At 68.6% G+C, this 3237-nt stretch carries 3 protein-coding genes; all 3 read right to left on the reverse strand.

The window, feature by feature from the left end:
* Positions 1 to 699: chorismate synthase (gene aroC, locus BJQ90_RS16905; RefSeq protein WP_226761376.1), on the reverse strand; the 699-nt coding region annotated here is incomplete at its 3' end.
* 26 nt (positions 700 to 725) lie between these two features.
* Complete coding sequence (locus tag BJQ90_RS16910; RefSeq protein WP_226761377.1) at positions 726 to 1649, reverse strand: shikimate dehydrogenase; 924 nt, start codon at positions 1647 to 1649, stop codon at positions 726 to 728.
* A partial coding sequence (mltG, locus tag BJQ90_RS16915) for an endolytic transglycosylase MltG (protein WP_319004652.1) occupies positions 1646 to 3237 on the reverse strand: 1592 nt, incomplete at its 5' end. The genes BJQ90_RS16910 and mltG, both read right to left, overlap by 4 nt.

Genomic DNA, 3237 nt, shown 5'->3' on the forward strand with positions numbered 1-3237 from the left:
TCCCGGCGGGAGCCCGTAGGCGAGGACCTCGACGACACCGCCGAGGGTTTCGCCTTCCTTGTGCGCAATGTCGACCTCGGCGACCATGGCGTCGGAGGTTTCCCGGTCGAAGCAGCGCAGCGGGTCGGCGTCGAGGGCCAGGACGTCCCGTGGGAGCGGCAGCGGCCGGCCTTCCGGGACTGCGGTGCTGGCGATTGACACGGTGTGGGAGACCAGTTCGATGCCGAGCTGCTGCAGGAATGCGGCGGCTACTGTGCCGAGCGCCACCCGGGTTGCCGTTTCGCGGGCACTGGCGCGTTCCAGCACGGGACGTGCCTCGTCGAAGCCGTATTTCTGCATGCCGGTGAAGTCGGCATGCCCGGGGCGGGGGCGGGTCAGCGGAGCATTGCGGGCCTGGTCAGCGAGGATTTCCGGGGCGACGGGGTCGGCGGACATGATCTGTTCCCACTTGGGCCACTCGGTGTTGCCGACCTGGATGGCGACGGGGCCGCCCTGGGTGATGCCGTGGCGGACGCCGCCGAGGATCGTGACGGTGTCCTGCTCAAACTTCATTCGTGCGCCGCGGCCGTAGCCAAGCCGGCGGCGGGCCAGCGAATCGGCGATCCGGGCGCTGGTGAGTTCAACACCGGCGGGCACGCCTTCAATAATTCCGACCAGGGCCGGGCCATGGGATTCTCCGGCAGTCAACCAACGCAACATAAAATCCATCCTGCCATGTAAGGCGGTTAGAACACCCGTCGGGGTGCCCCGACTGCGTCACACATCACATCTATGACTTCCGCCGGCACGGCCTCGCCCAGACCGGTGAAGTGGCGGACTTGTTCCACGGCCTGGTAGATGAGCATCTCCAGTCCGGGGACCACGGCGCCGCCGGCCTCCTGCCAGGCGGAGGCGATCCGGCTGGGCCAGGGATCGTAGGCGACGTCCAGCAGGACTCCGGACAGGCCCGGCCGGGTTTCCCGGGACAGCTGATCTGCGGGCTGGGCGATCAGCCCGGCCAGTTCCCCGGCCAGCGGGTCGGCGGCCCGGGGCGGCAGCGTACAGATGACGACGTCGGCCGCGGCCATGGCGGCCGCCGCTCCGCTCATCGGGAGGATCCTGACCGGCATGCCGAGGGCGGCAGCGGCCGCCCGTGCCTCTGCGGCGCGGCTGACGTCGCGGACAAAAATGTCCGCGTCCGGCGCGCCCAGTTCCTTCAGCGCCGCGATGGCGGCGGCTGAGGTTCCGCCTCCGCCCAGGACAACACCCGTGGGCGCGGACACGGCGCCCGCGTTCCGCAGCGCGTTGACGATGCCGGCGACGTCCGTGTTGTAGCCGACCAGCCGGGTGGAACCGGTGCTGGCCCCAGGCGCCGCGGGCTCAAACGCGACCGTGTTCACGACCCCGAGCTCGCGGGCGACCCCGCGGACCTCGTCGACCTCGCGGACCATACCGGCCTTCAGCGGCATGGTGACCGACAGGCCGCGCCAGCTCTCCCCCCGCCGCACGTCTTCCCGGACCCGGGCCATGAAGGCCGGCAGCTCCTCCTCGGTCACGTCGATCGCCGTGTAGTCCAGCTGCACGCCGAGATGGGCGTAGGCGGCCCGGTGCAGCGCCGGTGACTTCGAGTGGCTGATCGGGTGCCCGAGTACGGCGGCCCGGAGCGTCATACGCAGCGTCCGGGGTTGGCCTCACACCAGGCGTTGTACTTGGCCACGTAGGTGTTGTGCTCCGCCAGCGTCTTGGAGAACATGGTCTCTTTGGTGTCCAGGTTGATCGTGACCCAGTAGAGGTAGTCGTTGGTCTTGGGTTTGGCGGCCGCATCGATCGCCGTCTTGCCCGGGGAGCCGATCGGTCCCACCGGAAGACCCTGGTTGGCGTAGGTGTTGTAGGGATTGGTTTTGTCGGCCTTCTGGTCCTCGTCAATGTGGAAGCTCTTGATGCCGAGCCCGTAGGTGACCGTGGCGTCGGACTGGATCAGCCCGTTGGTCTCGGTGTTGTCCGGCTTGAGCCGGTTGTAGATTGCGCCCGCCACATCGCCGTATTCGGCCTGGCCGCCCTCGGCCTGGACGATGCTGGCGACCGTGACGACGTCGTACTGTTTGCCGGGGTCCGTGACGCCCTGGGCCGTGAGTTCGTCCAGGGTGCCGGTGACGAGTTTCTGCAGCACGTCCTTGGCCGGGGTTCCGAGCGGGAACCGGTGCTCGCCGGGGGCGAGGAAGCCCTCGAGGTTCTTGGCCTTCGCCGATACGCCGAACTGGCTGGGCGAATCGCTGAGCTCCTTGAGTTGGGCGACCGGAACGCCGGTGCCCTCGGAGATGGCCTGGAGCGATTCGTTGATCCTTAGCCCGGCGCTCAGGGCGAAGTACATGACCTTGGCCTTGTCCTTGTTCAGCAGCACGTTGACGGCGTCGGAGTTCTTCATTTCGGTGCGCATGGAGAATTCACCGGGGGCCAGCGCACCGCCGGAGGCAACGAACTCCCGCAGGAAGGTGTCGGCGTTCGCGATCACCTTCTTTTCCTGGAGCTGGGTTGCCACCGACTTCGGCCCGGCGCCCGCCGGGACGGTGATGGTGACCTCGCCGGTTCCGGGCCCCGGATAGTCGGCCACGGTATCGCCGCCGAGGAGCGGCTTCAGGAACTGGGCACCGACGGCGATCGCCACGATGAAAACGGTCAGGGTCAGCAGCAGCGCCAGGAAGCGGCGCCGCCGGCGGACCTTCTTGGACGGGCCCTTGGACGTGCGGATGGCGGCACCCTCGGCCAACACAATGCGGCCGTCTTCCTCGTGGTGGTATTCGGCCGGGCGGTCATCCCCGGCGTCATGGGTGTAGTGGGCTTCGTCGGCGGAGTGGACGGCGGGGACGTCGTGGACCCCGGCGTCATGCCGGTGTTCGCGGCCCGGCGCAGCGTCGGCCTCCTCGTGGGCGGCGTCCTCGCGGACGACTCCGCCGGCGTACTCATGCACCGGCTCGTAGTAGGCAGGCTCTTCGTGGACCGGCTCTTCGTGGACCGGTCCGGCAGGCGCGGCGCCCTGGTGCCCCGGCTCTTCGTGGACCAGTTCGTGCAGCGCGACATCCTGGTGGACGGACTCTTCGTGGACCAGCTCGTGCAGCGCGACATCCTGGTGGACGGACTCATCGGGCACGCGCACCTCTTGGACCGGCTCTTCGTGGACCGGCCCGGTGTGCACAGCGTCCTCGGGCACTGGAATATCGTGGGCTTGTTCGTGATGCACGGTGGGGGCAGCTGAGGGGA

The sequence above is a fragment of the Arthrobacter sp. SO3 genome (assembly GCF_020532825.1).
Lineage (GTDB): Bacteria > Actinomycetota > Actinomycetes > Actinomycetales > Micrococcaceae > Arthrobacter.

What these genes read in the sequence shown, in the direction of transcription:
- BJQ90_RS16910 (WP_226761377.1), bottom strand. Translation starts at nt 1,649, where the DNA reads ATGACGCTCCGGGCCGCCGTACTCGGGCACCCGATCAGCCACTCGAAG.